This window comes from Thiobaca trueperi (assembly GCF_004342175.1).
Taxonomy (GTDB): domain Bacteria; phylum Pseudomonadota; class Gammaproteobacteria; order Chromatiales; family Chromatiaceae; genus Thiobaca; species Thiobaca trueperi.
Genome location: NZ_SMAO01000001.1, coordinates 671,314 through 696,177, shown reverse-complemented (window position 1 = coordinate 696,177; position 24,864 = coordinate 671,314). Strand labels below are relative to the sequence as shown.

The following is a 24,864-nucleotide window of genomic DNA, read 5'->3' as shown; positions in this document are numbered from 1 at the left end:
CACCGGGAGTCGTTTTCCGGAGATCACCATGGCCGAACAGACCGCGCTCGGGATCCAGTCGCTCCAGGAGACCGCCATCGAGCGTATCGCACAGAGCGCCGATCTCATGGCGCTCGATCAGGTGCGGGTGCGTTATCTGGGCAAAAGCGGCGAGCTGACCGCCCTGCTCAAGCGGCTCGGCACCCTGCCGCCCGAGGAGCGGCCCGCCGCCGGGCAGGAGATCAATCAGGCCAAGGTCGTTGTCCAGACCGCGCTTGATGAACGCAAAGCGGTGCTGGAGCAGGCGGCGCTTTCCGCGCGGCTGGCCGGCGAACGCATCGACATCAGTCTGCCGGGGCGCGGTCAACAGCCGGGCGGTCTGCATCCCGTGACCCGCGCGCTGCGACGCATTGAGCGGTTGCTGGCGAACGCCGGATTTGCGGTGGTCGAGGGACCGGAAGTCGAGGACGCCTATCATAATTTCGAGGCGCTCAATATCCCGGCGCACCATCCCGCGCGAGCGATGCACGACACCTTTTATTTTGATGCGGATCGTCTGTTGCGCACCCACACCTCGCCGGTGCAGATCCGGGTCATGGAACAGCAGGCGCCGCCGCTCAAGATCATCGCGCCGGGCCGGGTCTATCGCTGCGATTCCGATCTGACGCATACCCCGATGTTCCATCAGGTCGAGGGTCTGCTGGTCGATGAACAGGTCAGCTTCGCCGATCTCAAGGGCGTGCTCTACGACTTCCTGCGCAACTTCTTCGAGCGCGATCTGGATCTGCGTTTCCGTCCGTCCTATTTCCCCTTCACCGAACCCTCGGCGGAGGTCGATATCCAGTGCGTCATGTGCGGCGGCGACGGCTGCCGGGTCTGCAAGCAGACCGGCTGGCTGGAAGTGCTCGGCTGCGGCATGGTCTATCCCGAGGTCTTCAGACATGTCGGCATCGACCCCGACCGTTATCTCGGCTACGCCTTCGGCATGGGCGTCGAGCGGCTTGCCATGCTGCGCTATGGTATCGACGACATCCGGCTCAATTTCGATAACGATCTCCGTTATCTCCGGCAATTTGCCTGATGTTGAGTGAGGGAATAGACGGGATTTCTCAGGATTGACAGGATTTTTTGTCATACCCCTTTCATGTTTATCCTGTTCGATCAAGTCAAAAAATCTTAAACATCTCTCAATGCGCAGCGCGCATTGAGAGTCGGGAAGGCAGGTTATGCGATTCAGTGAGGCTTGGCTGCGCGAATGGGTGAATCCGCCGGTCGATACCCAGCAATTGGCCGATCAACTCAGCATGGCGGGTCTGGAAGTGGACGCTGTCGAACCGGCTGCGCCGGTTTTCAGTGGCGTCTTCATTGGTCTGGTGCAGTCCATCGCGCCTCATCCGGACGCAGCCAAGCTGCGGGTCTGCACCGTCGATCTGGGCCGGGACGAGCCGCTTCAGATCATCTGCGGGGCCGCCAATGTTGCCGAGGGCATGAAGGTGTCGGTGGCGACCATTGGGGCCTGCCTGCCCGGCGATTTCAAGATCAAAAGGGCTAAACTTCGCGGCGTTGAATCCTTCGGCATGATCTGCTCGGCCAGCGAACTGGGCCTGGCCGAATCCTCCGAAGGCATTCTGCCGCTATCCGCCGATGCGCCGGTCGGTGAAGACTTCCGCGCCTGGATGGCCCTGGACGATCACTGTATCGAGGTCGATCTGACCCCGGATCGCGGCGACTGTCTCGGCATCGCCGGACTCGCCCGCGAGGTCGCGGTCATCAATCGGGTCCCGCTCCGCGCGCACATCGTCCAGCCCGTCGCCCCGACCTGTGATGACCGGCTCGCGGTGCGTCTGACGGCCCCCGACGCCTGTCCGCGCTATGTCTGCCGGGTCATTCGCCAGATCGACCCGAGTGCGGTCACACCGATCTGGATGCAGGAGCGTCTGCGCCGCAGCGGGCTGCGCGCCATCAGCCCGGTGGTGGATGTCACCAATTATGTCCTGCTCGAACTGGGTCAGCCCATGCATGGTTTCGATCTGGCCAAACTGACCGGCGGGATCGAGGTCCGTCTGGCCGGCGAGGGCGAGCGTCTTGCCCTGCTCAATGGCGAGACCGTGACGTTGCGCGCGGACACACTGGTGATCGCCGATTCCACTCAAGCGGTCGCCCTGGCCGGCATCATGGGTGGCGCGGCGACCGCCGTCAGTGCGGATACCCGCGATGTCCTGCTTGAGAGCGCCTTTTTCGCGCCGCTCGCCATCAGCGGCAAGGCGCGCAGCTACGGGCTCCATACCGATTCCTCGCATCGCTTCGAGCGCGGCGTGGATCCTGAACTCCAGATTCGCGCCATTGAGCGCGCCACCCGGCTGCTGCTCGACATCGTCGGCGGCGAGGCCGGCCCGGTGATTGAGGCGACCGCCGAGGTGCATCTTCCGCAACGCGCGTCACTGCATCTGCGCCACAAGCGCGTAGCGCAGATCCTGGGGCTTGACCTGCCTGCTGCGATCATCACGGATGTGCTGGAACGCCTGGGCATGACCCTGGAAGCGCGCGATGACGGCTGGCAGGTCACGCCGCCGAGCGCACGTTTCGATCTGGTGCACGAGGTCGATCTCATCGCTGACATCGGCCGCATTCATGGCTATGACAGGATTCCGGTCAGTCATGTCAGTTCAGCCGCCGTCACCCCGGCGACCGCCGAGGCCGGTTTCGATCTTGACCGCGCGCGGCTGGCGCTGGTTGATCGCGGTTTTCATGAGGTCATCACTTACAGCTTCGTCAGCCCCGAGATCCAGGCGCTGGTGGAGCCCGAGGTGGACACGTTGCGTCTGGCGAATCCCATCAGCGCCGAGATGTCCATCATGCGCACCAGTCTCTGGCCAGGGCTGTTGCAGACCGCCCGTCACAACCAGACCCGCCAGATGGGGCGGGTGCGGATCTTCGAGTCCGGTCTGCGGTTTCGTTGCAATGGGGACAGTCTGCGACAGGAGCCGGGTATCGCCGGACTGGTCACTGGCAGCGCCGACCCAGAGCAATGGGGTCAGACATCTCGCGCAGTCGATTTTTATGATCTCAAGGCCGACGTGGAGGCCGTGCTGACGCTCACCGGCGCAGCCACTCAATTCAGCTTCGTTCCGGCCGCGCATCCCGCCCTGCATCCGGGGCAGACGGCGCGCATCGAACGCGCCGGACAGCCGGTCGGTCTGCTGGGCATGCTGCATCCCGCGCTGGCGGCTCAACTGGATCTCACCGGCAACGCCTTCCTGTTCGAGCTGGATCTGGCGCCGCTGACTCAAGGTGTTCTGCCCGGCTATACGAAGATCTCGCGCTTTCCCGGCATTCGCCGCGACATCGCCATCGTGGTCGATGAAACCATCCCCTATGGTGCCGTTGCGGACTGCATTCGCGCCGCCGCATCCGACCTCCTGCGCGATCTGGTGCTGTTCGATGTCTACACCGGCCAGAACATCGATTCTGGTCGAAAAAGCCTTGCTTTTGGATTGATTTTACAGTCTTCTTCTCAGACACTGGAGGAAGATCTCATTGACGATATGGTCGGGCGGATACTGGCCCGTCTGGCCTCTGAATTTGATGCGCGATTGAGGGATTGAGGGTATGGCGTTGACCAAAGCCGACATGGCTGAACATCTGTTCGATGAGCTGGGTCTCAATAAGCGTGAGGCCAAAGACATTGTCGAGATGTTTTTTGAAGAGATTCGCACTGCCCTGGAGCGTGGCGAACAGGTCAAGCTGTCCGGCTTCGGCAACTTCGACCTGCGCGAGAAAAAAGAACGGCCAGGGCGCAATCCGAAGACGGGTGAAGAAATCCCGATCACCGCGCGCCGCGTCGTGACTTTCCGACCGGGCCAGAAGCTCAAGTCACGGGTGGAAGCCTATGCTGGATCCGACCGATAGCGGTGACGAGCTGATCGGTGGCGAATTGCCGCCGATCCCCGGCAAGCGTTATTTCACCATCGGTGAAGTCAGCGAGCTGTGTGGCGTCAAGCCGCACGTCCTGCGCTATTGGGAACAGGAGTTCCCCCAGCTCAAACCCGTCAAGCGCCGCGGCAACCGGCGCTATTATCAACGGCACGACGTCCTGATGGTCCGCCAGATCCGCAACCTGCTCTATGACCAGGGCTTCACCATCGGCGGTGCCCGTCAGCAGTTGAGTGGCGAAGGCGCCAAACACGATCTGAACCAGACCCATCAGATCCTGCGCCAGATGCGTCTTGAACTTGAAGAGATTCTGCAAGTCCTGCGTCGTTGACGCTGACAAGATAAGACAGTATAATTCCGCTTCTTCACGGGGCGTAGCGCAGCCTGGTAGCGCACCTGAATGGGGTTCAGGTGGTCGGAGGTTCAAATCCTCTCGCCCCGACCAGCAAAAACAAGCGATTAGCTAAGAAATTAGCTAATCGCTTTTTCGTTTTGGCCAGACGATCAGTTTTGTAGTCGCGTGTGAATGTTGTCAACGCACGCGCGATGACTCGTCTTGCTCCGGCGCTGTTCGTTCGCCCTGCCGATCCACCCATTCCTGCACCGCCTGGATCAAGGTGCGGGCGGGCGTCGCGTCCCTCCGGAGCGGGCGGTCACCGCCGATCCTGATGGCCAGCGCCCTGCCATCGGTCTGTCGACCATACTCGTTCGGGTATCCATCATGCTTCGCCTGCTCCTGACCCTGACCGCCGTGCTGCTGTCGCTTCCCGTCCTCGCCGGGGACGCGGACATCGCCGCGCTCTTTGCGCGGGTAGACCGCGACGGCACGCTGGTGCTGTCCTCGCTGCGTACCGGGGAAACCTTCATCCACCATGACGCGCGCGCGCAGCGCCGCGTCTCGCCGGCCTCCACCTTCAAGATCTTCAACACCCTGATCGCCCTGGAGGCCAAGGCGATCGGCGGGGCCGACGACCGCCTGGCCTGGGACGGTCAGCGCCACGCCTTCCCGGATTGGAACCGCGACCAGACGCTGGCCAGCGCCTTCAGGGTGTCCTGCGTCTGGTGTTATCAGACCCTCGCGCGTCGCGTGGGCGCGACCACCTATCGTGAAGCGATTCGCCAGGCGGGGTACGGCGCGCTGTCGGAGCCCTTCGCGCTGACCGAGTTCTGGCTGGACGGGTCGCTGCGGATCAGCGCCATCGAGCAGGTCGCGTTCATGAAACAGGTGGTGCGCCGGACCCTGCCGTTCGGGCCTCAAGCCTATGACACCCTGCGCGACATCATGGTCGTCGAGCAGACCCCCGCCTGGACGCTGCGTGCCAAAACCGGCTGGTCGACGCGCTCGACCCCGTCGCTCGGCTGGTACGTCGGGTACATCGAGACGCACGACGATACCTGGGTCTTCGCGATGCATCTCGACCTGCGCGACGAAGCCGATCTGCCGCTGCGGGCGGCGTTGACGCGCGCGGCCTTGCAGGTCAAGGGCCTCATCGAATGACGACCGCCTCGCTCGCCACCGGCCTCGTCCTCGGCCTCTCCGCCGGCCTCGCCCCCGGACCACTGCTGACGCTGGTGATCGCCGAGACGCTGCGGCACGACGTCAGGTCCGGCATCAGGGTCGCGCTCGCGCCCCTCATCACGGATCTTCCGATCATCCTCGCGACCCTGTTCGTCCTGTCCCGGCTCGCCCGGTTCGAGTGGATCCTCGGGGCGATCGCGCTCGCGGGCAGTGCCTTCGTGCTGTCGATGGGATACGCCAGCCTGCGCACCCAGGGCCTCGCCCTCCCGTCGCGCGACTCCGCGCCGAAATCCTGGATGAAGGGCGTCCTGGCCAACGCCCTGAGTCCGCATCCCTATCTCTTCTGGCTCAGCGTCGGTGGCCCCCTGATGACCAAGGCGTGGGCGCTGAGTCCGATCGCCCCCCTGCTCTTTCTGGGCGGCTTCTACACCGCGCTGGTTGGGGCCAAGATCCTCCTGGCCCTGGCGGTCGGGCGATCGAAGGTCTTTTTGACCGGCCCAGCCTATCTCCTCATCATGCGACTGCTCGGCGCCCTGCTGGTCGTGCTCGCTGCGGTCCTCCTGGTCGATGGACTGGCCTTGCTGGGATGGACGAGCGGGTGACGCGCACCGCCCGCCGCGCCCGAGCCGCATCCGCCAGCACGACGATCATCGCCTTCGTCGAGGATCCGGACGGCTACCCGATCGAGCTGATCGGTGCCCGTCAGGTGGCGGGCTGACGCCAGGAGACCGCCATGACCGACAGCACCGATCCACATGACCTGAATCGCTTCGTTGCGGCGCAGCGCGACGCTTATGACCAGGCGCTCGCCGAACTCCGGGCGGGCCGGAAACGCTCCCACTGGATGTGGTACATCTTCCCGCAGATCGCGGGCCTGGGCTTCAGTGCGCTGTCGCGGCGCTACGCGATCAGGGATCGCGCGGAGGCCGAAGCCTACCTGCGGCACCCGCTGCTCGGGTCGCGTCTGCGTGAATGCGCCGAGGTCGTGCTGGCGATCGAGGGCCGATCCGCGCGGGAGATCCTCGGCGCACCGGACGACAGCAAGTTGAGATCCTGCGCCACGCTCTTTGCCGGCGTCTTGGCACCGGGCTCGGTCTTTCACCGGCTGCTGGACAGATATTTCGATGGCCAGCCGGATCCGCGGACGGAGTGTCGGTTGAGCCAGGGGCCTGGCGAGGCTTCTTCGAGTGGGTGAGTCGCCACGCGGCTTTCCTTGGGACAAAGACGATGGGCGGACCGGAGTCGGCCAAGTCCAGACGAGCGGCACGCCGCCAAGTCCGGTGGCTGGAGAACGCGGGGAGCGGTCAGAGGGGGCGATCTCCGATGTCGGAAGAACCGCCGATAGCGGACGGCTGGGATGCTCACCACCAAGCCAAACGACGCAGCCCTTGCCGGTTGGTCGTTCGTAGGGCGCAATAGCGATAGCGTATTGCGCCGAAAGGAGATTGGCACAGATCCATCAGATGTGCAGTGGCGCAAAGACGCAGTTCGAGGTGCGAGGGACAGGCACCGGTGGTTGTGTCTTGGGGCGAGCAGCCTACCAATCATGCGGCGCAATACGCTATCGCTATTGCGCCCTACGCGGGCTAAATGGCGACCCAAGGCTCGCTACCCCCAGTGTTTCGTTATGTCTCATTCCGCATAAGCATGGTCCGTAACTTCGTCGCTGTGCGAAACCCGACTAATTGAATAAGTACCGCAAGCAAGGCTGTTACGAGACATGCGGTCCTAGCTGACAAAATGCACCATGACATCAGCACCTTCGAATTCAAGTGTGATCCCGCGATAAGGTCTCCAACACCAAATAGCACCCTTTCCAAAATCAATAGACAGACCATCAATATTACGTTCGATATAACCTCCCGCTTTAGCTCGTCTAATGCGTCAAGTGCATTCCGATACTCGGTTGGTTTCCCGCCCAATAGGCCCTTTGGTATGTCTTTTGTGATGGCGTCGAGATAATTGTAGAACGCGAAAGAGAGGGCGCCAAAAAGGGCGGCGATTGCGATGAACGAAGAAAGGGGACTAACAAACACGGGCGAGGCGATCCCATTCGACGCCCACAAAGCTAAAAATGTGAGACTTGCAGAAATCAGGAACGTCAAGAACAGCCTAAGCATGTCATGAGCCAGATCTACCAGTGATATGTCGAAATGCCTTCTCGACCATGCTCTTTTGTCGTTCAGCACGATTGAGAGCGGGCTCATATTCCTCAGAGGCTAGGCTGCGCAAAGACTTAATTTCATTGGTTTCGTATGATGCAGCACCCAGATCTAACGTTTCTGCAGAATCCTCGCTGCTATGAACTCTCTTGCCACCACGAAGCCCTTCGGTCGTTACTCTCCATGATCCTTCACCTTCCTCAATGTACTCAATATAATCTGAGGTAGGATTTTCCGGAACTTCCAAAGATCCAGAGTCATTCTTCATCTTTAGCTGAAATTCATCTTGCCCAAAAAGCTCTTTCAACGCCAGTATGGCGTTACGTGCTTTGACATTTGTTTGAAGTATATTTGGGGATATTAGGCGGAGTTCAAGCTTATAGAGCTTGCTGTGTGTATTGATTACTTCCCAGAATTTTCCTCGGATCGGCTTCGACTCTACGAAAACCCTATGGTTGTAGACGGCTAGGACTGGTCCGCGTAAACCTGACTCCAGAGCGGCGCATATTTGATCCGTTGTTCCAAATCGCCAGTCTTTCTGGACAAGAATAGTCTGGGTTTGAGAGTCAATTATGGTTGTTAGTGGGATCCAATCGTCCTTTTCATGCTCAACGATATCACCAGGGATCTTCTCTCCAACATGGGCCTTGCGAAGCTTCGCGATCTTTCCTGCGTAAAAACGGTTGGGAGGGAAGGTGTTAGTTATGTTTGGGGAAATAGCCGAAAAACCCACGAAGCTGTAGAACACTCCATTCCTCCTCCACTCTCTCTCGGGCATCAATGCATCAAGAATCGCCATTCCTTTTATTGCCGGCAACGGTTCCGCATTGAAGGATTGCTGAGCTTCTTCGATTAGAAAATACCTGAGAACAACAAAGGGACGGTCTTGCTCCATGAGTTTCTTCCTTATGACTCAAGAATAGGATCTCCAGAGATAGTATACGGAACTCCTGACCAGGGCGAGCGGCGGCTTTCCCTGGGGACTACCGCCTCCGCAGGCGACGCGCCGTTGTCCGCTCCTAGGACGATGCCGTCGCCTAGGCAGATCAGTCTACCTCGATCCCACCGAATCGTGCACGCACCCCGTTCCAGTCCAACCTTGGGACAGCCGCCGGCTCGCAGCGCCTCCTGCCAGGTGCCCGAGTCCTTTGGCAGTCGAAACTCCCGCACGAGTGTCAGGGTCCAGTGGCGCGTGCAGGCCAGAAAGATCGCGACTGCGAGGAGGAACAGCGGCGCATCGAGCCGGACCGGATCGAAGCCATTGGCCGCGAGGTCAAGAGCCCGGTCGCCAGGTGGCGGGTCGGCTTGGCTCTAACCGATCCGTGTCGATCCGCCCGGATGGCGGATCACCTCCGACCAGGCGCATCATATGACGGTGTCGTCGAGCGTCGCCGCGCTCGTTTGGCATGCATCTATTGAGGAGCGCGGACCGCCAAACGCTGGCGGCGAGCACGCGATGAGAGACTGCCAGCCATGGCCATCCCCACCTCCAGAACGACGGTTGCCGCCACCATCCAGCTCGATCCCGAGCGCTGCAACGGCTGCGGGCTCTGCGTGGCCGTCTGCAAGGACAATGAACTCACCCTCGCGCAGGGGCGTGTGGCGCTCAGCGGACATCCGGTCTTCGGCTGTCTCGGTTGTGGCCATTGCATGGCGATCTGTCCCACGGGCGCGATCCGTATCCTGGGCCGGACCCTCTCGTCCGACGATCTCTTCGACCTGCCGGAGCGCGCGGCGGCCACCCCCTATGCGCCCCTGCACGCCCTGTTGCAGCGCCGCCGCAGCATTCGGGAGTTTCAGGACCGGCCGATCGCGCCCGAACTGATCGACAAGATCCTGGCGACCGCCCGGACGGCGCCCATGGGGATTCCGCCCTCGGATGTGCATGTCCTGGTCTTGGACGGGCGGGAGAGGGTGGATGCCTTCGCCCGCGATTTCTGCGACGACCTCGACGGGATGCGCTGGCTGGTGTCGGACTGGATGCTGTGGCTGATGCGCCCGCTCTGGGGCCAGGCCAATGATGCGCTCTTTCGCGACTTCGTCCGGCCGATGTTGCACACCTACATCGAGCAGAGGCGCCAGGGCGTGAACGCGGTGACCTACGACGCCCCCCCTGGCGCTCTATTTCTACGGCTCCGCCTATTGCGATCCGGCGGATCCCATCGTGGCCGCGACCTACGCCATGCTCGCCGGTGAGTCCCTGGGGCTGGGAACCTGCATGCTCGGCGGTATCCACCCCTTGATCCAGCAGGGGCGCAAGGCGAAGGCCTTCCGCGAGGCCCACGGCATCCGCTCGGCGAGTCGCGAGGGCCTCTTCGTGATCTTCGGTTATCCGCGCCTGAGGTACCACCAAGGGATTCAACGGACCTTCGCCTCGATCGATTGGGCGCGGTGACGGGCTGGCCAGTCCTCGCGGCGCCCGGGTGGCTCAGCGTCCGCGAACATCAAACCACCGGGATGCCGCCATGACGCGCTGTTCCCTCCTGACACTCTCGCTCTGGAGCGCCTTCACCGGCGCCGCTGGTTTTCCGCTGTCCTGCGTCGATGTCGCGCGAGGCACCGAGGCTGAACTGGCGTCCCACCGCGACTGCGCGGCCCTGAAGGGCGAGGATCTGATGCTGGCGCCGACGCAGCTTCGACAGATGCGCTTCGAGATCCAAGGGCTTGCCGCCGTCTGGGTCACTGGACAGTGGTACTACGTCCGCCCCACGGGCGAGTCATTGCCAGTCGTGACCCTGGACAACGGTCCGGATCCCTTTGCCGAAGGGCTGGTCCGCTCGCCACGTCAGGGCCGTATCGCCTATGTCGACGCCCAATTCCGAGAGGTCATCGCGCCCCGCTATGACTGGGGCTGGCCCTTCGCGCGGGGGAGGGCGCTGGTGTGTCGCGGCTGCCGCCCGATCCAGGACGGTGAGCATACCCGCCTGAGCGGTGGGCGCTGGGGCTGGATCGATCGTCAGGGTCGGGAAGTGGTGCCGGTGCGGCTAAGCGAAACACAGGCGCGGGCACGCTGAAGGGGCTTGGGCACCCAGTTCGGGAGCGTACCGCGTCCGTGCCGGCGCCGTGTTGAGTCCGCGCGCGGTGCTGGTCTGGACCCCGCTGCCGGAGTGGACGGCGAAGCTGCTTTATGGCGAGGGATTTCGCACGCCGACAGTCTTCGAGACCCGGGGCGGCATCCTGCCCCTGTACCAGGCAACTGCGTCGCTGCAACCGGAGCGTCTGCGCACGGCGGAATTGGCGCTCCAGTATCAGCCACGGCCCCGTTTTGCGCTCGGCCTCAATTTCTTCCGGCATGAAACCGTCGACCAGATTCGCCAGCAAGACCGGGGAGCCTATGCCAAACCGGAGAATGTCGGACGTCAGGTCGGCGAGGGCGCAGAGCTGGAAATCAATTGGGCGCTCACCCGCAATCTGCGGTGGCGGGGCTGGTGCGATTTTAGTCCAGGCGGGCATTTGTTAAGTGATAGATAGAAGTTAAGATCCGCCAGCGTTCGCAGTTGATATCCGCATCAGGCTGAAAGTGTTCGCGAATGGACGCTTGCGCAGCGAGACGTTCGGCAGGGTACTGGTTCATGCGGACAACCGGGGCATGCCCCCTGACATTCAGCCGCAGCCTGTTGATCCGCCCGCCTGGAACGCGGTTTGCTTTTCGCCCGTCTGATGCCGTCCGTCCGCTGGACGTGGCGATGACCCATAACGGAAACGTCAAGGACCACTCGGCCATGAAAACCATCAAATGCGGACTGCTGCCGGGCGAATCCCGGTCGGTCGTGGAGCGCATCAACGAGCCCCTGCGGGTCTATCTGGAGCGCTGCCTGCGCACACCGGTGGAGCTGGTCGTGGGGCACAATTATGTCGCAACCGGGGAGGCGCTGCGGAGGGGCGAACTGGATCTGGCCTATCTGGGACCGGTGACCTACATCCTGCAAAGTCGCGATGCCGATCTGGAGCCCTTCGCGCGCCCAACGCATGGCGGGCGGATCGGCCCCACCTTCCAGGCGGCGATCATCGTCCCGATGAACAGCCCGGTCCAATCGCTCGCGCAGTTGCGTGGCGGCGAGATCGCCATGGGCGATCTGGTCTCGACCTCCGGCACCTGGGTGCCCCGGCTCATGCTGCTGGAGGCGGGGCTGACACAGGATCGGGACTATGTGCGCCGCACCCTGGGCGCGCACGATGCAGTGGCAGCCGCCGTCGCCGAGCGCAAGGTCGCGGCTGGCGGACTCTCGCTCCCCGTCTTCAGACGCCTGCTGGCGGAAGGCCGGGTGGACGGCGAATCGGTGCGCCTGCTGGCCGAGTCGCCACCCATTCCAGAGTATATGTGGACCTTTCGCGAAGGGCTTGACGAAGACCAGCGCGAGACGCTGCGGGAAGCCTTCCTGGACTTGCGCGACCCCGCTGCACTGCGGGCCTTCCGCGCAGTGTCCTTCATTCCGGCTGTGGACGCGGATGTCGATCGGATGCGTAACTGGATGGAGCGCATCCTCCAGGCTCGCATCCGTCCGTCGGTAACGGGTCAGACTGCGGAGTCGCCCACATCAATTGCTGCGGTTGCTGGTTAAACCGCGCCCCGTGCGGTGTGCGAGGGGAAGCGTGCCTCGATCGTGTCATTCTGCGGCGTGAGCGCTGGATCGAACGGGTTCATGGACCGCTTGATACTGTGCATACCGACCTCGTCCAGTCTGGCGGGGTCGTAGATGACGGCGCGATCTGGCGCGTCAGCTCGACCGTGAACTCCTGGTGCAGACGTGACGGGGCGGGCGCTATCGCGCAAGCCTCACCATCGATCAGTTCCCAGCGTTCGTCATCGGGCCAGCGGCAATAGTCGCCATAGCTGAAACGGCCCACCTTGGTTGTGCCCTGCGGCATGGCGGTCGGTTCTCCGAGGTTCCCACGGTGTTTCGCCTTCGAAGTGACAGGGCTCATGCTAGCGGATGTGTTGCCCGTTGGAGCTGCGTCCTTCATCCTGCCGTGTGCGGACGCCAGCGCGATCCAGTCATGCCTGATTCGAGCCGCATGACTCTCGATCCGAACCGATTACGTCATCCTCTCGGGTTGCGGATATGGCGAGATGTTCTATAAACGACGATGATCGCCGGAACGCTCGGCATTCGCGGCGTTCAGGGGCAGAGCCGAGGTCATGGTGGCGTTCGGGTTGATCCGCGTCTGAACAATCTGCCGACCGTTTTCCTGGAAACCGAGAGCACGGGGTAATCGGTGCAGATTGACCGGAATGTCCCCCAAGCAAATATGGATGTGCCGATGTAATTGTCGACCCCGCTTTCAAGATACATTGCCGCACCGGCGTGCACAGAACCACCTGCAACACAAGTTGCCGTCGAATATTCTCCATTGTTTTCCGCTTGAAGCGCAGATTTTATTGATGCCCTCAAATTCGTTGAGTTTTAATGATGCTTACAAGACCTGGCGAAATCGCGCCCGAAAGTACTCACGAAATTCGCTTATTGTTACGATTCTCAATTTGCTCCAGCGAAGACATTTCGACCGTTTCGAGGCGTTGCAGCGCGCGCCGTGGATCTCATTCCTGTTCTTGAAGTGGATCTGCCAGGACCCGTATTTCGATAGAAATATTGGAAGAGATGTCAGCGATTCTGAATTTAACGATCTACGAAACCGGCTCTGGAATTTAACGGAGGGTGGCCATACCCATTTGTCAGAAACCCGGCCCGGGCCTCTTTTTCTAAGGCAGCTCATCAACCCTCAAATCCCGTTCCAGCGTCGGCTCACGCGCGGATTCGTGCGGGAGGCAGCATTGCTGGATCAACTTCAGCATGACCATCCGCTTATTATAATGTTCAGGGGACTAACGGGCTTGAGTCCGGCGGAATTTATTGATTTCTCAGTCGCCGCGCATGGAGCTATAGCAAATGGCAATCTTGATTTTTCCGTCAAATGGTTTCGTCCGCTCGCCCGGATTCATTCAGGTGCGAAGATTCAGTGTTTCGTCAATTGCATCGCGCGAACACAACCGGAGCTGATAGATTTCTTTCGTGGTCTACCAGAATCTGGCAGAAACCGAAAAGTAGAATCGGAGTACTACGAGTTTACCCCGCTTCGCCGCTATCCTTTCCTATTGCAGGGCGATGTGCTGAAATGCTGGCACCCCAAGGTGTTCGAGCGAGGAATTGAGGGGTTCGTCCATTCAGTGCTTAGCGAGAAAGGAAAGCCGTACATAGATCGATTCAGTAAGATATTTGAGCGACACATAGTCGATCAAGCGGAAAGGATTGCACCGAAGTTCTATGACGAGGCGATGTTGAGGGGCATGCTCGGTGAGGAGTCAAAAGTTCCAGACGGTTTGCTAGCATGGCAAGGAACGAACGTGTTTCTCGAATCCAAGGCTGGGCTTTTCGACGATTCAGTGTTGGTGGCCGGGCACAATAGGATCTTTGCCGACAAAACGAGCTTGATAAGGAAAGCGATTCATCAAGCCTGGGCCGTGTCTGTGGGGATATCCGGTAACGAGCACGCGCCGTGCGAGATCAGGCTGGCAAAGAACAATTACTTGCTAGTTATTACGAACAAAGATATCAATGCAAGCAGAGCATCGATGCTCGCTGCGATGTTTGAGCTAGGGCGGTTAGAGTACCCTAATGATCTAGCACAAACGCTCCTTCCGCTTGACCATGTCTACATCCTTTTTGTTGATGATTATGAGAGGCTGCTTGCCGGCCTTGAGACTGGGGAGCGTTCATTGCCTGACATACTTGAGGATTGCGTATTGCGAGATTCTGATCCAGCGACTAGCTGTTACCATTTCGCGATGCATTTGGACCATCTGAAGTTCGGCGAACTCCGTTCCTGTCTCGTGACGAACGCTTTCGATCAGTCTCTCGAACGGCTCCGGGTTGGTCTCACTGGAAACACTTGATGTTTTAGGTATCGCTGCCAGACGTACCTGTCGCATCCCGCCGCCAGACTCTCCTCACCAGCCCGGCGATCTCCCCACCCACGACCAGCACCACGGCCAGTCCCGCGCGCATCGCCAGCCAGCCGCCGCCGACGATCAGCGGGATCAGCGGGATCAGCAGGATGGGGAAGAGCGCCTCGATCGGGTCGTTCTGCAGCAGCCGTCCGCCGATGCCGACCATGGCCGCGACGGCGGCCTGCATCCAGGCGAGGTCCAGCAGCGTCCGGCCGAGCGCGCGCCAGCGATCGGCGCGCGATCCGGGTTCGCAGGCCGCCGCGATGCGCCGGGCGACGACGTCGATGGTGAAACAGACGAGCGCGACCAGTGCGGCGAGCGCCGTGAGTGGCGGATCGGCCGGGTTCATGGACGGCTCGATGCCGCGCAGACCGACCTCGGCCAGGATGGCGATGACCAGGAAGACCGCCAGCCGTCCCGGCGTGAACCAGCGCTGTGCCCGCTCGCTCACCAGCTCGGCCAGTCTCTGGCGCGTCGAACCCCTCTCGGTGGTACGCCGGCTGTCGTGCCACTGGTCTCGCCAGCGCGTGAGATCCTGGATCAAGAGCGGGATGCTCAGCAGTAGGATCCATCTCCAGAGTTCGGCCCGGGCCGGCCACAGGAGCAGCAGGGCGACGGCCAGCGCGCACACCATGCCGCCCGAGACCGCGGCGCGCGCCAGCACCGACCGCGGGCTGCCGCGTCCGGCCCACTGGACGAGGCGCAGGTCCAGCAGTCGGCGCGCTGCACCGATGAAGCCGAACAGCATGACGAAGGGGATCGCCAGACCGAGGAACACCGGAATCCCCAGCAGCGGCACCAGGACCTCGGATATTGAGTCGGGCAGGTAGGTCGCGCCCGCCATGGACGCGGCCAGCGCGGACCAGATGGCGAGCACCCAGAGTTCGAAGCGGAAGGCGAACAGCAGACGCGCGGCGACGTTGGTGCCGGTGGCGCGGAAGGCGACGGCACAGGGTTCGCCGAATGGCTCGGCCAGGGCGCGATGGGTGCCGCGCAGCGGCGCGACGATGCGGCTGAGCGCGAGATAGATCCAGGCCGCGCGGGCGAAGAGGCGCTGGCGGGTCTTGTCGGTCACATCCGCGCGCAGCGCGCTCCAGGCCAGCGCGACCGCCTCGCGGTATTGCGCCAGCGCGCCACTCAGCGCGGCGAGTCCGGCCAGCGCCGTGTCGCACTGCGGGTCCAGTCGCAGCGCCTCGCGGAAGGCCGCGGCGGCGGCCTCGGGCGACTGCCGCGTCTCGGCCAGACGCACGAAGCCGTCCGGCCAGTCCGGGTGCTGCGCGACCAGGCGCTCGGCGGCGATGCGCGAACCCACCAGGTCACCCGCGTCGCGCTTGGCGTACGACAGGTACAAGAGCGCGACACGGTCGCCGTCGGACAGACGCACCGCCTGCTCGGCCAGCGCCACGGCCTCGGCGTGCCGGCCCTGCGACCCGTGCCAGTTGGCGAGGATGCGGATCGCCCAGGCGGATGTCGGTTCCTGGGCCAGCACGCCCTTGGCGAGTTCCGCCGCCTCGTTGCCGCGGCCCAGGGTCATGACGACGTGGGCGAGCTGCAGCCGGGCGCGTCCATGGGTGGGATCGGCCGCGACGGCGCGCCGGGCCTGGACCTCGGCGTCCTTCCAGCGACCGATCGCGCTCAGCGACTGGCTGCGCTCGACCAGCCCGTCGGCCAGTTGGCGCGGTGAGGGCGCCTCAGCCAAGTTTGTTCCGCTTCATGTAGTCGAGCAGGTCGTCGTAGACGCCGCTTTCGTTGGCGAACAGGGCGAAGTTGCGCGCCTGCGCGAACCACTCGATGGTCGAGGGCCGCAGCGTCTTCAGCGCGCGCTCGAAATCTCTCGGTCCGACCGGGCGGATCGCCCCCGCCGAGGCGCTCGCCTCGATGGCCGACTCGCGCGCCAGGTCGCAGAGGTGCGCCAGGTCGGCGCCGGAGAAGAGCGGGGTGGATTTGGCGAGCGCCGCCATGTCGACGCCCTGGTGCGGGCAGTCCGCCAGATGGTGGGCGATGATGGCGGCGCGCGCGGGCTGGTCGGGCGGCAGCACCAGCAGGGTGCGGTCGAAGCGGCCGGGGCGGCGCAGTGCCGGGTCGATGTCCCAGGGGTGGTTGGTGGCACCCAGGACGAAGACGTCGGTGTTGTCGTACTGCGCGCCGTCCATCTCGGAGAGCAACTGGTTGACCAGGTTGCGTCCGCCACCGCCGCGCAGCTCGCTGCGCTTGTGGCCCAGTGCATCGATCTCGTCGAAGAAGAGCACCATGGGGGCGAGCCGGCGTGCGCGGTCGAAGATCTTGTGCAGACGCCGCTCGCTCTCGCCGAACCACATGTTCAGCACGTCTTCGAGCCCGATGGACGCGAAGCGCGCGCCCATCTCGCCGGCGAGCGCGCGCGCCAGGTAGGTCTTGCCGCAGCCCGGCGGCCCATAGAGCAGCAGACCGCCGGTGGCGGTCTTGCCGAACGCCTTGTACAGCTCCGGGTTGCGCAGCGGGCCCAGCACCGCGAGTTCGAGCTTCTTCTTCACCTCGTCCATGCCGCCGACCTGGGCGAAACCGATCCGCGGTGTCTGTAGCTCGAATTCCTCGACCAGTTCGCCGTCCTCCGCCGCCAGGCGCAGGCTGGGCCGCGCGTCGTCGCTGAGCTGGCTGCCGGTGGCCGGGCTACCGCTGGGCGCCACGGCGGCCAGGGTCGGTCGGGCCGGTGCCGTGGGCGCGCTGGGGGCGCTCGGGCTCGGGTCGAGCGCGGCCAGCAGGCGCGCGCGGCGGTGGGTCGGCCGAGCTGCTGCGCGAGCCCGGCGGCGAGCCGCAGTGCCGAGAGGTTGGCGGGATCCCGCGCCAGTGTCCCGACGCAGGTGTCGAGTGCGGCCTCGGGCCGCTCATCGTCCAGCAGAAGCTGCGCCAGATGGTTGCGCAGCCCGAGATCGTCCGGGGATTGAAGCAGTGCGGCTTCGAGTGCGGCGACGACGGACGCGGGCGGTCTGGTCATGGGCGGTCTGTTCGCAGTTTGGCGAAGCGCAGGGCTTCGGGCTGGGTGTTTGGTCGGCTCCGTCCGTATGGCGCTACCGCCATCTGCGCTGTTTGGCGCATCAAGGATCCATGCGGAGCAACATCGCTGCGGACTTGTCGGCGCTCGATTGAACTGCATTCCCGCCCAGCAAATCAAGCGACGCGGCATGGCGGCTGCCGAGGCAGCCTTGCGGTCATCGGCTGAGCGCCTCAACCGCCTTGTCGGCACCGTAGCCACTCACCTCTAACAGCTGGTCGAACAGATCCAGGCACTGCCGGCGCAGGTCCGGAACGTCCTCGGCCTGCCGGTAGGCGCACAAGACCAGCCCTTCCAATGCAACGCGTGCCATCATCAGACCTCGCTGATCGCCGGAACCCTGTTCGAGGCCACCAAGCTGGGGCTGACCGTGTGGTTCCTGGCCATTTATCTCATCGGCGAAGCCAAGACCGGGCTCTCGGCCCTAACGCTCAAACGTGACCTCGAGGTCAGTTACCCCACCGCCTAGCGGATCCATCACAAGCGGATGCAGGCGATGGTCGAGCGCGAGGCCGCCACGGTGTTGTGCGGGACCGTGCCGGTCGATGACGCCTACCTCGGCGGCGAACTCACCGGCGGCACTGCAGGACGGGGCTCGGAGAACAAGGCGCCTTTTTTCGCTCTACCACCAAGGCCATCCGCTGCGCGCCAAGTTCACCCCGTTGCCCGGCTTCACCCGCCGCCCCATCGCCGATGGGGCGGGCGCGCACCTCGCCCCGTTCAGCACCGTCGTCTCCGATGGCCTGGCCTGCTTCACCGGCGTCACCGACATCGGCCGTACCCACCAGCCGACTGTCGTCGGGATGCGCAAACCCGAAGACTTGCCGATGTTTCGCTGGGTCAACACCGTTCTGGGCAACCTCAAGACCGGTTTCAGTGAGGCTTACCACCGCTTCGACTTCGGCAGGTATACCGAGCGCTACCTCGGTGCGATCGCCTATCGCTTCAACCGCCGCTTCGATCTGCAGGCGCTGCCGACCCGCCTGTTGGTGGCGGCGTTGGTCTGCCCTCCGTGCCCCGAGTCCTGGATCCGGCGCGTGGCTGAAGCTCCTTTCTAATCAGGACGCTCCTTGACCGCCCGGCGTGTCGCGTGGTCAGATCGGGCATCACAACATCGTGCTCGACCAATCCATGCGCCATCCAGGGGTTGCGATGAACGAAACCGCCATCGAAGTCGTCAATACGCCCTTTTCCGCCGTGCACTATTACGAGTGCAAGGTGATCCTGCAACCGCAGCATTTCGTGACGTCTCATGCGTTCCGGGACTTCTGGAAGATCGTCCGGCATTCAGCCAGGAAATTCGACGTAACGGTCAAGGACGCTGACGACGGATTCGACAACCAGGTGCGTGAGGTCCTCTTCTTCGATACGCCGAGCTTCGATCTCTACAACAATCATTTCATCGTGCGACTGCGGACCTTCTACAAGAGCGGCTGGCCGGACGGTCTGCCCGAGTTGACCGTCAAATTCAGACACCCGGATTTCGAAACAGCGGCGGCGGTCGATGTGCGCCCGGCCACCCCGGGTGCGCGGATCCGGATCAAGTTCAAAGAGGAACTGCTGCCCCTGCGCGAGGGACTGGGCGGGATGCGCTCGATCTTTTCGCATAACTGTGTACTGGCGACGCCGCGTGAGCAGATCGATATGGCCGTGGCCGATCTCACGCGCTCCTTTCCGGCCCTGCTCCAGGCCAAGGCCAGGTCGGACGAGCGCCTCGCGCTGGTCAACGATTTCGCCGTCGAGGAGGTGCAGGTGAACGTCGGCGAGCTGCATTTCGGACACGGCATCAAGGCCAAGGCCACCATTGCCGTGTGGCGCGATCGTCAGCACGAACGCCCGATCTGCGGCGAATTCGCCTTCCAGTGCAAGTTCGACCGGCGCGAGGATCTTCACCGCGAGAGTCTGAAACGCGCCGCCGATTTCTACAAGACGCTCCAGTTGGACGCCTACGAATGGGTGACCCTGGGGGCGACCAAGACGGCCATCGTCTACGGACTCGGTCAGCAGGCATCGACCAACCATGAATGAATCGGCCAGGGTCACGCAGCCGCCATCGATCGGTCGGATCTTCAGGGCATTCGCCCTGATCGGGATCTCCAGCTTTGGCGGCGGTCTCGTCGCCTATCTGCGCGATGTGGTGGTCGATCGCGAGCGATGGCTGACCGACGATGAGTTTCTCGGCGCGCTGGAGATCGGCCAGACCCTGCCCGGCCTGAATTCGACCAATGTGGCGGTGATCGTCGGGCGTCAATTGCGTGGGCCGCGCGGGGCGCTGGCCGCAGCGCTCGGGCTCATCCTGCCGGGCGCGGTCATCCTGAGCGTACTCGGGGTGCTCTATGCGCGGCTCCACGACAACCCGGATGTCACTGCCGCCCTGGCCGGGGTCGCGGCGGCCTCGGTCGGCCTGCTGCTTCAGGTGACTCTCAAGATCGGCGGACGCCAGTTTCTCCGTCCCAAAGACCTGATGTTCATCCTCCCGACCTTTCTCATGGTCGGCGTCTTCCATGTCTCGCTCGTCACCACCCTCCTGCTGCTGGCGCCCATCGCCATCTGGATGAACCGTCCTGCCGCGTTGAAGAAGCCGCCTCTGTCTTCCTCCGAGTCGAGGCCGTAACCCCATGAAAGACCTGGTCTCGCTCCTGAACGTCTTTACCCTGCTCTCACTGATGGCCGTGGGCGGGGGCACGGCCGTCATTCCGGAGATGCAGCACGAAACCGTCACCGTTCATCACTGGGTGACCGATACCCAGTTCGCCGCCATCTACAGTCTGGGTCAGCTCGCGCCGGGACCGAACATGACCATGGTCGGGATCATCGGTTATCACGCTGCCGGTGTGGCTGGTTTCTTACTGGTGCTGTTCGCCTTCTACTTTCCCGCCAGTCTCTTGACCTATGGGGTCAGTTACATCTGGGACCGTTACCGGGAGAACCCCTGGCGTGAGGCGGTTCAGCGGGGACTCGCGCCGATCACCATCGGGCTGATGCTCGCGGGCGTCTATGCCGTGGGCAAGACGGCCAGCTTCAACCTCGATCGGCCGCTCTGGTTCAACGGCGTGACCCTCGGATTCGGTCTCGCCATCGTCCTGCTGCTGTTCTGGAAGCGCATCAACCCGGCCCTCCTCATCCTGACCTGCGGCGTTTTGGGCTGGTTCATCCTGCGTTAAACCGCGCCCAGCGCGGCAGGCGATGTCTTTACCTTGGCCACCTCGACGGTAGTCGAAGCGGGTGCGGTTTGATTGGATCTTCGGGTCCGTCATGCCAGCGAGAGGCGTCACAGCCGTCAACCCTGATGCTCCCAGACCGCCTGGATGACGACGAACAGAAAGGCGGTCGAACAACCGAACATCAGCAGGCCGCTGATCGCCGCCAGTGGGCCGATGAGGCGCCAGGGCGGAGCCAGCACGACATCGCCATAGCCGAGTGCGGTCATCGAGGTGGCGGAAAAATAGAGCCCTTCGGAAAAACTCGGAGCCAGCCCCGCGCGCCAGATCAGCAGACCCCAGGCCATGGCCTCCGCGAGATGGGTGAAGAAGAGCACGACGAAGCAGCCCAGGATGATCGCCTTGCCAGCGCTGCGTGGGCCGAGATGCAGAATGAGCCATGGGACGAACATCTGAATCTGCCAGGCGACTTCAAAGAGCAGACTGGCATGGAACAGAAACAGGACCGCGACCAGCAGCCAGGCCAGGATAAAGACAACCTGCACACGACGTCCGGTGATGCCGGCGATGGATGGCATGACGCGACGCACCTCGCTTTGTCTGAGCCGCAACCTGACACGTCATCCTTGGTGATGATCCTCCACGCCATGACGGCCCGACACGACAGACCCCGCTGTCTGAATGTCGCGGTCATGGCCCGCGCGCTGACCAGGCTGCTGCGCCTGGATTGCGCGAAACAGGCGGAGCGTCATCAGGACGTCCGGGCATCTACTTTAGAGGATGGCGTCGTGATCGGCCAGAAGCCTGTCGGGGCTGGCCGATTTCTACGGTGTCGCACAAAATCAAACGACCGCACCAGTTGACATCACGGCGGTTTTCCTGACTTGTGGGCGAGTGGCTAAAGCGTCGATGCCGCCTCGTCCGGACGGGTCAGCCTCAGCAACTTCCGCACATTCTCATCCGCGATCTCGCGGTGATAGAAAATGGCGAAATATTCCTTGGTCGCCGCCGCCAGATCAATGTCATAGCGATCCGGATAGAACAGCTCCGCCAGCCAGAGGGCGCCGAGGATGCGATTGGTGCCGGGCGGGCGGTCCAACCAACTGAAGGGCAGCCAGGGGATCTGGACCACCTGACCGTTCCTGACGGCAGCGATCTTCTGCCAGAGCGGATCCTCGACGATGGCTCGCCAGGTGGTGAGCCGGTCGGCGGCCGGGGTCCAGACCAGGATCAGCTCCGGCTGCCACAGATAGATCTGCTCCAGCGAGACCGCGCTCAGTCCTTCGTCGGGCAGATTCTTCACCTGTGCGACGTTGGCGGCACCGACGAAATCCAGCACCTGCGTATGGCTGGAGCCGGCCGGGTTGGTGGACAGCCCGTCCGGCCCTTCGGCGTAGTAGACCCGCACCCGCTGGTCCTCCGGAATGGTCTGGGCCACTTCCCGGATGGGGTCCAGATGGCGGACGACAAAATCCGTCATCGCCCTGGCCTGCTCGCGGCGGTCCAGGATTTCACCGAGGACGGCGAAAGCCTCCTTGTAATGGAGCATGTCCTGATCCACCAGGACGACGGGCGCGCCGATCCGCTTCTGCATGCGTTCAGCCCGTTCTGCGGCACCTGGGATGGCTTCCATCACGACCAGGTCCGGTGCCATGCGGATCACCTCCTCGTCGGAGAAGCGGATCCCCGAGTTGGGCGTGGTCTTGCCCTCGAAGAAGACGGGCGCCAGCAGTGGCCGCGCGGCCTCGGGCAGACGATAGCTGTTGGCCAGCAGGTCGGGTGCCATGGCGCCGACGATGGGGATGCAGTGACCCACGGCATAGACCTTGTGGATCCTGTCGGGCAGGGCGACCATGCGGCCGGCCATATCGACGATCTGGCGCTCGGCCAGCACGGGGTTGGCGACCAGCCAGGCGCCGATCAGGATCAGGGACTTGAGGATTGGAGAGCGCATTTTCATCAGAACACCACCGCCACTTCGACCCCATAGGTTGCACCCACATCGCGCAGCACACCCCAGTTGGCCTGCGGCGGATAGCCCTTGTTGTTGGTACCGTACTGCTCGTCGGTCAGGTTTTGGCCGTAGACGGCCAGGGTGATGCCGTGGTCGAAGCGGTGCGCCACGCTCAGGTTGACCGTGGTGAAGTCGCCCACGGTGTAGCCGTAGCTCAGATAGGGATCGACCTTCAGCAGACTCAGGGTGCTGTCCCAGGGTCCGTGGCGCCAGTTGAGCCGGGCGCTGTACTTGTTGTCCGGGAATTCGCTGCCGTACTCGCCGTCCTCTTCGTTGTCGGTGAAGGCGGTCCAGCCGAGCTCGTAGCCGAGGGCGTCATCGACGAGGCGGCCCGCAAGGGTCAATTCCAGACCCTTGCGGATGCGATTGGCTGCGTCGTAGAGGGTGACGCTGGTTTCCTCGCCGGTGCCCGGATCGATGATGGGGGCGCCGCTGGCGTCTGCGGTCAGGGTTCCGGCGGCGACCTTGGCGTCCTTGATATCGTAGTAGAAGGGGGTCAGGGTGGCCGTGAAGGCGCGGCTGACATTGGCCTCCAGCCCCAGCTCATAGCGGCTGCGGATCTCGTCCGGCAATGTCGCGTCATCGACCGTGGTCAGCACATCCGGGGTCGGGGTGAGATTGTAGGAGTAGCGGGCCGAGACGCGGAAGATGGGGTTGATCTGCCAGGCCGTGCCGACGGAGGCCGCCATGGCGTTGTCGCTCCACTCGCCGTCGGCGAGCTGGACCTCGCTGCCGCTGGAGAGATATTTCTCCCCGCCCCTGACGATCTGCCTGCGGTCGGTCCGCAGCGCCAGATCGAGCGTCCAGTCCGGATTGAGCCGGTACTCGTCCGTGAGATAGTAGCCGTAGAGTTTCTCGCGCCGGGGTGTTTCGTTGCCCTCGGTGAGCTGATACCAGTTGAGGCTCTGAGCGCCGACCTTGAGGGTATTGGAGCCCCATTCGATGGTGTGCGAGAGATTCCATTCCTGCGCCCAGTCCCGGCCCTCGTCGCCCACCACCTGCGAGCGGTTCTGGGTGGTGGTGTAGGGGTAGCGGGTGCCCTCGGCCTCGGTCCAGCCGTAGAGCAGCGCGGTGGTCTGGGCCGCGTTCCAGTGATGGGCGAGATTGGTCGAGAAGACCTCCATGTTCATGGGGTCGTACTCCCAGACGTTCTTGTCCAGCACGCCGTTCGGGGTCGGGCCGCTGACGGGGTACCTGGTCTTGCCGGTATAGGTTCCGATCGCCCGCTGGATCTCGCGTGAGGCGCGATTGACGTAGAGCGAGGCGGTGGCCTCGAAGCGGGCGTCCGTGTAGCCGCCGTTGAGCAGGAAGCTGTTGCCGTTGTAGCCGTTGTTCCAGTCCGGTTTGCCTTCGGAAGCGGTGTGCTGGTATCCGGCCCCAATGCGCGCGCGTCCGTCCAGCCAGGACTGAGCGGTGAAGCCGCTGGCCTTCCAGGTGTCGTAGGTGGCGTAGCTGGTGCGCAGCTCCGCGCGCTTCCCGTCCGGGACGCTGCGGCGGGTGGTGATGAGGATGAATCCCTGGTTGGGCGACCCAGCCGAGGCCGAGCCGAAGCCTGCGAGTGGCGCGATGGTCAGCACGGTCGAGTCGCGCACGAAGCGGATGGATTCGATCAGTTCCGGCTGTAAATCCCCGAGCACGCGCCGCGCCTCGGTCTGGGTCAGATAGACGCCGTCCAGGATGATGCCGACGTCGTCTCCCCGACTGAAAGCGAAATTATGGACGCGCGCGCCCTGGCGCAGGATGCTCATGCCCGGTGCGCGCTCGATCAGGTCATAGACATCGCGCGGACGGATCTCCTCAATGTCCTCGCGGGTGAGCGTCTGGACGGCCACGACGCTCTGGGGCATGGCGAGCCGGCTATAAGCGGGCTCGGGCGCGGCCTGCCTGGCATCGCTCTTGCCGCTGTCCTCGACCACCACGACCGGGAGCGTCTGCTCTCCGCCATCCGCCGACACCAGCCGGCACGGTGCCAGGTGCGCCGCCGCCAGCAGGAGTACTACAGGGTTCTTTCGGATCATCTCGATTCCTCTGCCAAATGAGCCTTCGGGCCAAACTGGCCCTTTGGTGCAATGGCAAGCCCTATGCCACGGTCAGATGACGTTCAGCGAGGAACGGAATG

25 protein-coding genes, 1 tRNA gene and 1 pseudogene are annotated in these 24,864 nt (G+C 63.1%); 19 read left to right on the top strand and 8 right to left on the bottom strand.

Translation table 11 applies throughout. The features are described 5' to 3' along the window. Positions 1–28: 28 nt before the first annotated feature. The 9 genes from pheS (at position 29) to EDC35_RS03125 (ending at position 6,626) form a co-directional block, all read left to right on the top strand. Complete coding sequence (gene pheS, locus EDC35_RS03165; RefSeq protein WP_132975590.1) at positions 29–1,060, top strand: phenylalanine--tRNA ligase subunit alpha; 1,032 nt, start codon at positions 29–31, stop codon at positions 1,058–1,060. A 145-nt stretch (positions 1,061–1,205) separates the two neighbouring features. Beyond that, positions 1,206–3,584, top strand: coding sequence for a phenylalanine--tRNA ligase subunit beta (gene pheT, locus EDC35_RS03160; RefSeq protein ID WP_132975588.1), 2,379 nt, complete (start codon positions 1,206–1,208; stop codon positions 3,582–3,584). Between the two features lie 4 nt (positions 3,585–3,588). Next, positions 3,589–3,888 (top strand): integration host factor subunit alpha, encoded by a 300-nt coding sequence (ihfA, locus tag EDC35_RS03155; protein WP_132975587.1) that lies wholly within the window; start codon positions 3,589–3,591, stop codon positions 3,886–3,888. Then, positions 3,869–4,243: a MerR family transcriptional regulator gene (locus tag EDC35_RS03150; protein WP_132975585.1), complete on the top strand. Its 375-nt coding sequence runs from the start codon at positions 3,869–3,871 to the stop codon at positions 4,241–4,243. Before ihfA ends, EDC35_RS03150 begins: the two co-directional genes overlap by 20 nt. Before the next feature lie 37 nt (positions 4,244–4,280). After that, positions 4,281–4,357, top strand: a tRNA-Pro gene (locus tag EDC35_RS03145). Between the two features lie 276 nt (positions 4,358–4,633). Further along, positions 4,634–5,410, top strand: coding sequence for a class D beta-lactamase (gene blaOXA / locus EDC35_RS03140; RefSeq protein ID WP_132975583.1), 777 nt, complete (start codon positions 4,634–4,636; stop codon positions 5,408–5,410). Continuing rightward, the gene (locus EDC35_RS03135) at positions 5,407–6,033 is read left to right on the top strand and encodes a LysE family translocator (protein WP_132975581.1); all 627 of its coding nucleotides are present in this window, start codon (positions 5,407–5,409) and stop codon (positions 6,031–6,033) included. The genes blaOXA and EDC35_RS03135 overlap by 4 nt, the downstream gene beginning before the upstream one ends. Beyond that, positions 6,018–6,149 carry a hypothetical protein gene (locus EDC35_RS18970; RefSeq protein WP_279387964.1) on the top strand — a complete coding sequence of 44 codons (132 nt, stop codon included), beginning with the start codon at positions 6,018–6,020 and terminating at the stop codon, positions 6,147–6,149. The genes EDC35_RS03135 and EDC35_RS18970 overlap by 16 nt, the downstream gene beginning before the upstream one ends. A 15-nt stretch (positions 6,150–6,164) precedes the next feature. Then, complete coding sequence (locus tag EDC35_RS03125) at positions 6,165–6,626, top strand: DUF1810 domain-containing protein (RefSeq protein WP_132975579.1); 462 nt, start codon at positions 6,165–6,167, stop codon at positions 6,624–6,626. A gap of 926 nt (positions 6,627–7,552) precedes the next feature. On the opposite strand, the gene EDC35_RS03120 is transcribed toward EDC35_RS03125, so the two are convergent. After that, positions 7,553–8,488 carry a hypothetical protein gene (locus tag EDC35_RS03120; protein ID WP_132975577.1) on the bottom strand — a complete coding sequence of 312 codons (936 nt, stop codon included), beginning with the start codon at positions 8,486–8,488 and terminating at the stop codon, positions 7,553–7,555. A gap of 578 nt (positions 8,489–9,066) precedes the next feature. Between EDC35_RS03120 and EDC35_RS03115 the strand changes: the two genes are divergently transcribed. The 5 genes from EDC35_RS03115 (at position 9,067) to phnD (ending at position 12,155) form a co-directional block, all read left to right on the top strand. Continuing rightward, entirely contained in the window at positions 9,067–9,789 is a 723-nt protein-coding gene (locus EDC35_RS03115; RefSeq protein ID WP_207896081.1) for a 4Fe-4S dicluster domain-containing protein, read from the top strand. Next, positions 9,758–9,988, top strand: a complete 231-nt coding sequence (locus tag EDC35_RS18670) for a nitroreductase family protein (protein WP_207896079.1) — start codon at positions 9,758–9,760, stop codon at positions 9,986–9,988. The genes EDC35_RS03115 and EDC35_RS18670 overlap by 32 nt, the downstream gene beginning before the upstream one ends. A gap of 70 nt (positions 9,989–10,058) precedes the next feature. Further along, entirely contained in the window at positions 10,059–10,607 is a 549-nt protein-coding gene (locus EDC35_RS03110) for a WG repeat-containing protein (protein ID WP_132975717.1), read from the top strand. Between the two features lie 49 nt (positions 10,608–10,656). After that, a complete protein-coding gene (locus tag EDC35_RS03105) occupies positions 10,657–11,064 on the top strand; it encodes a TonB-dependent receptor domain-containing protein (RefSeq protein ID WP_132975575.1) in 408 nt (135 codons plus the stop codon). Positions 11,065–11,123: 59 nt separating this feature from the next. Continuing rightward, positions 11,124–12,155 carry a phosphate/phosphite/phosphonate ABC transporter substrate-binding protein gene (gene phnD, locus EDC35_RS03100; RefSeq protein ID WP_341539420.1) on the top strand — a complete coding sequence of 344 codons (1,032 nt, stop codon included), beginning with the start codon at positions 11,124–11,126 and terminating at the stop codon, positions 12,153–12,155. 79 nt (positions 12,156–12,234) lie between these two features. On the opposite strand, the gene EDC35_RS18665 is transcribed toward phnD, so the two are convergent. Next, positions 12,235–12,462: a PDDEXK family nuclease gene (locus EDC35_RS18665; RefSeq protein WP_207896072.1), complete on the bottom strand. Its 228-nt coding sequence runs from the start codon at positions 12,460–12,462 to the stop codon at positions 12,235–12,237. Positions 12,463–12,826: 364 nt separating this feature from the next. Here EDC35_RS18665 and gapS1 point away from each other — a divergent pair, with 364 nt between their 5' ends. After that, positions 12,827–14,485: a GapS1 family protein gene (gene gapS1 / locus EDC35_RS03090; protein ID WP_132975571.1), complete on the top strand. Its 1,659-nt coding sequence runs from the start codon at positions 12,827–12,829 to the stop codon at positions 14,483–14,485. Positions 14,486–14,489: 4 nt separating this feature from the next. Here the strand turns inward: gapS1 and EDC35_RS03085 are convergent, their stop codons facing one another. From EDC35_RS03085 to EDC35_RS18760, 3 genes are all read right to left on the bottom strand, one after another. Further along, positions 14,490–16,238, bottom strand: a complete 1,749-nt coding sequence (locus EDC35_RS03085; protein ID WP_132975569.1) for a tetratricopeptide repeat protein — start codon at positions 16,236–16,238, stop codon at positions 14,490–14,492. Beyond that, positions 16,231–17,205, bottom strand: coding sequence for an ATP-binding protein (locus EDC35_RS03080; protein WP_207896071.1), 975 nt, complete (start codon positions 17,203–17,205; stop codon positions 16,231–16,233). The genes EDC35_RS03085 and EDC35_RS03080 overlap by 8 nt, the downstream gene beginning before the upstream one ends. 522 nt (positions 17,206–17,727) lie before the next feature. Then, a complete protein-coding gene (locus EDC35_RS18760) occupies positions 17,728–17,886 on the bottom strand; it encodes a hypothetical protein (protein ID WP_243651384.1) in 159 nt (52 codons plus the stop codon). On the opposite strand from EDC35_RS18760, the pseudogene EDC35_RS03075 reads away from it, so the two are divergent. The 4 genes and pseudogenes from EDC35_RS03075 to EDC35_RS03060 all read left to right on the top strand — a co-directional run. Further along, a pseudogene (locus EDC35_RS03075) lies at positions 17,863–18,628 on the top strand (IS1595 family transposase); the annotation flags it as partial. The gene EDC35_RS18760 and the pseudogene EDC35_RS03075 overlap by 24 nt on opposite strands. 25 nt (positions 18,629–18,653) lie before the next feature. After that, entirely contained in the window at positions 18,654–19,598 is a 945-nt protein-coding gene (locus EDC35_RS03070) for a hypothetical protein (protein WP_207896070.1), read from the top strand. Next, positions 19,591–20,184 (top strand): chromate transporter, encoded by a 594-nt coding sequence (locus tag EDC35_RS03065; RefSeq protein WP_132975567.1) that lies wholly within the window; start codon positions 19,591–19,593, stop codon positions 20,182–20,184. Before EDC35_RS03070 ends, EDC35_RS03065 begins: the two co-directional genes overlap by 8 nt. A gap of 4 nt (positions 20,185–20,188) precedes the next feature. Continuing rightward, a complete protein-coding gene (locus EDC35_RS03060; protein ID WP_132975565.1) occupies positions 20,189–20,734 on the top strand; it encodes a chromate transporter in 546 nt (181 codons plus the stop codon). Positions 20,735–20,850: 116 nt separating this feature from the next. Here EDC35_RS03060 and EDC35_RS03055 read toward each other — a convergent pair whose 3' ends face one another. From EDC35_RS03055 to EDC35_RS03045, 3 genes are all read right to left on the bottom strand, one after another. Next, on the bottom strand, positions 20,851–21,309 hold the full coding sequence (locus EDC35_RS03055) for an ion channel (RefSeq protein ID WP_132975563.1): 459 nt from the start codon (positions 21,307–21,309) through the stop codon (positions 20,851–20,853). A gap of 320 nt (positions 21,310–21,629) precedes the next feature. Next, positions 21,630–22,691: an ABC transporter substrate-binding protein gene (locus EDC35_RS03050; protein ID WP_132975561.1), complete on the bottom strand. Its 1,062-nt coding sequence runs from the start codon at positions 22,689–22,691 to the stop codon at positions 21,630–21,632. Further along, positions 22,691–24,763, bottom strand: coding sequence for a TonB-dependent receptor (locus tag EDC35_RS03045; protein WP_132975559.1), 2,073 nt, complete (start codon positions 24,761–24,763; stop codon positions 22,691–22,693). The genes EDC35_RS03050 and EDC35_RS03045 overlap by 1 nt, the downstream gene beginning before the upstream one ends. Positions 24,764–24,864: the final 101 nt, after the last annotated feature.

Bases quoted from the DNA above. Each gene is read 5' to 3' on its own strand.
- pheS (WP_132975590.1), top strand. From the start codon at position 29: ATGGCCGAACAGACCGCGCTCGGGATCCAGTCGCTCCAGGAGACCGCC.
- pheT (WP_132975588.1), top strand. From the start codon at position 1,206: ATGCGATTCAGTGAGGCTTGGCTGCGCGAATGGGTGAATCCGCCGGTC.
- ihfA (WP_132975587.1), top strand. From the start codon at position 3,589: ATGGCGTTGACCAAAGCCGACATGGCTGAACATCTGTTCGATGAGCTG.
- EDC35_RS03150 (WP_132975585.1), top strand. From the start codon at position 3,869: ATGCTGGATCCGACCGATAGCGGTGACGAGCTGATCGGTGGCGAATTG.
- blaOXA (WP_132975583.1), top strand. From the start codon at position 4,634: ATGCTTCGCCTGCTCCTGACCCTGACCGCCGTGCTGCTGTCGCTTCCC.
- EDC35_RS03135 (WP_132975581.1), top strand. From the start codon at position 5,407: ATGACGACCGCCTCGCTCGCCACCGGCCTCGTCCTCGGCCTCTCCGCC.
- EDC35_RS18970 (WP_279387964.1), top strand. From the start codon at position 6,018: ATGGACGAGCGGGTGACGCGCACCGCCCGCCGCGCCCGAGCCGCATCC.
- EDC35_RS03125 (WP_132975579.1), top strand. From the start codon at position 6,165: ATGACCGACAGCACCGATCCACATGACCTGAATCGCTTCGTTGCGGCG.
- EDC35_RS03120 (WP_132975577.1), bottom strand. From the start codon at position 8,488: ATGGAGCAAGACCGTCCCTTTGTTGTTCTCAGGTATTTTCTAATCGAA.
- EDC35_RS03115 (WP_207896081.1), top strand. From the start codon at position 9,067: ATGGCCATCCCCACCTCCAGAACGACGGTTGCCGCCACCATCCAGCTC.
- EDC35_RS03110 (WP_132975717.1), top strand. From the start codon at position 10,059: ATGACGCGCTGTTCCCTCCTGACACTCTCGCTCTGGAGCGCCTTCACC.
- phnD (WP_341539420.1), top strand. From the start codon at position 11,124: ATGGACGCTTGCGCAGCGAGACGTTCGGCAGGGTACTGGTTCATGCGG.
- EDC35_RS18665 (WP_207896072.1), bottom strand. From the start codon at position 12,462: ATGCCGCAGGGCACAACCAAGGTGGGCCGTTTCAGCTATGGCGACTAT.
- gapS1 (WP_132975571.1), top strand. From the start codon at position 12,827: ATGTCCCCCAAGCAAATATGGATGTGCCGATGTAATTGTCGACCCCGC.
- EDC35_RS18760 (WP_243651384.1), bottom strand. From the start codon at position 17,886: ATGATGGCACGCGTTGCATTGGAAGGGCTGGTCTTGTGCGCCTACCGG.
- EDC35_RS03065 (WP_132975567.1), top strand. From the start codon at position 19,591: ATGAATGAATCGGCCAGGGTCACGCAGCCGCCATCGATCGGTCGGATC.
- EDC35_RS03060 (WP_132975565.1), top strand. From the start codon at position 20,189: ATGAAAGACCTGGTCTCGCTCCTGAACGTCTTTACCCTGCTCTCACTG.
- EDC35_RS03055 (WP_132975563.1), bottom strand. From the start codon at position 21,309: ATGCCATCCATCGCCGGCATCACCGGACGTCGTGTGCAGGTTGTCTTT.
- EDC35_RS03050 (WP_132975561.1), bottom strand. From the start codon at position 22,691: ATGAAAATGCGCTCTCCAATCCTCAAGTCCCTGATCCTGATCGGCGCC.
- EDC35_RS03045 (WP_132975559.1), bottom strand. From the start codon at position 24,763: ATGATCCGAAAGAACCCTGTAGTACTCCTGCTGGCGGCGGCGCACCTG.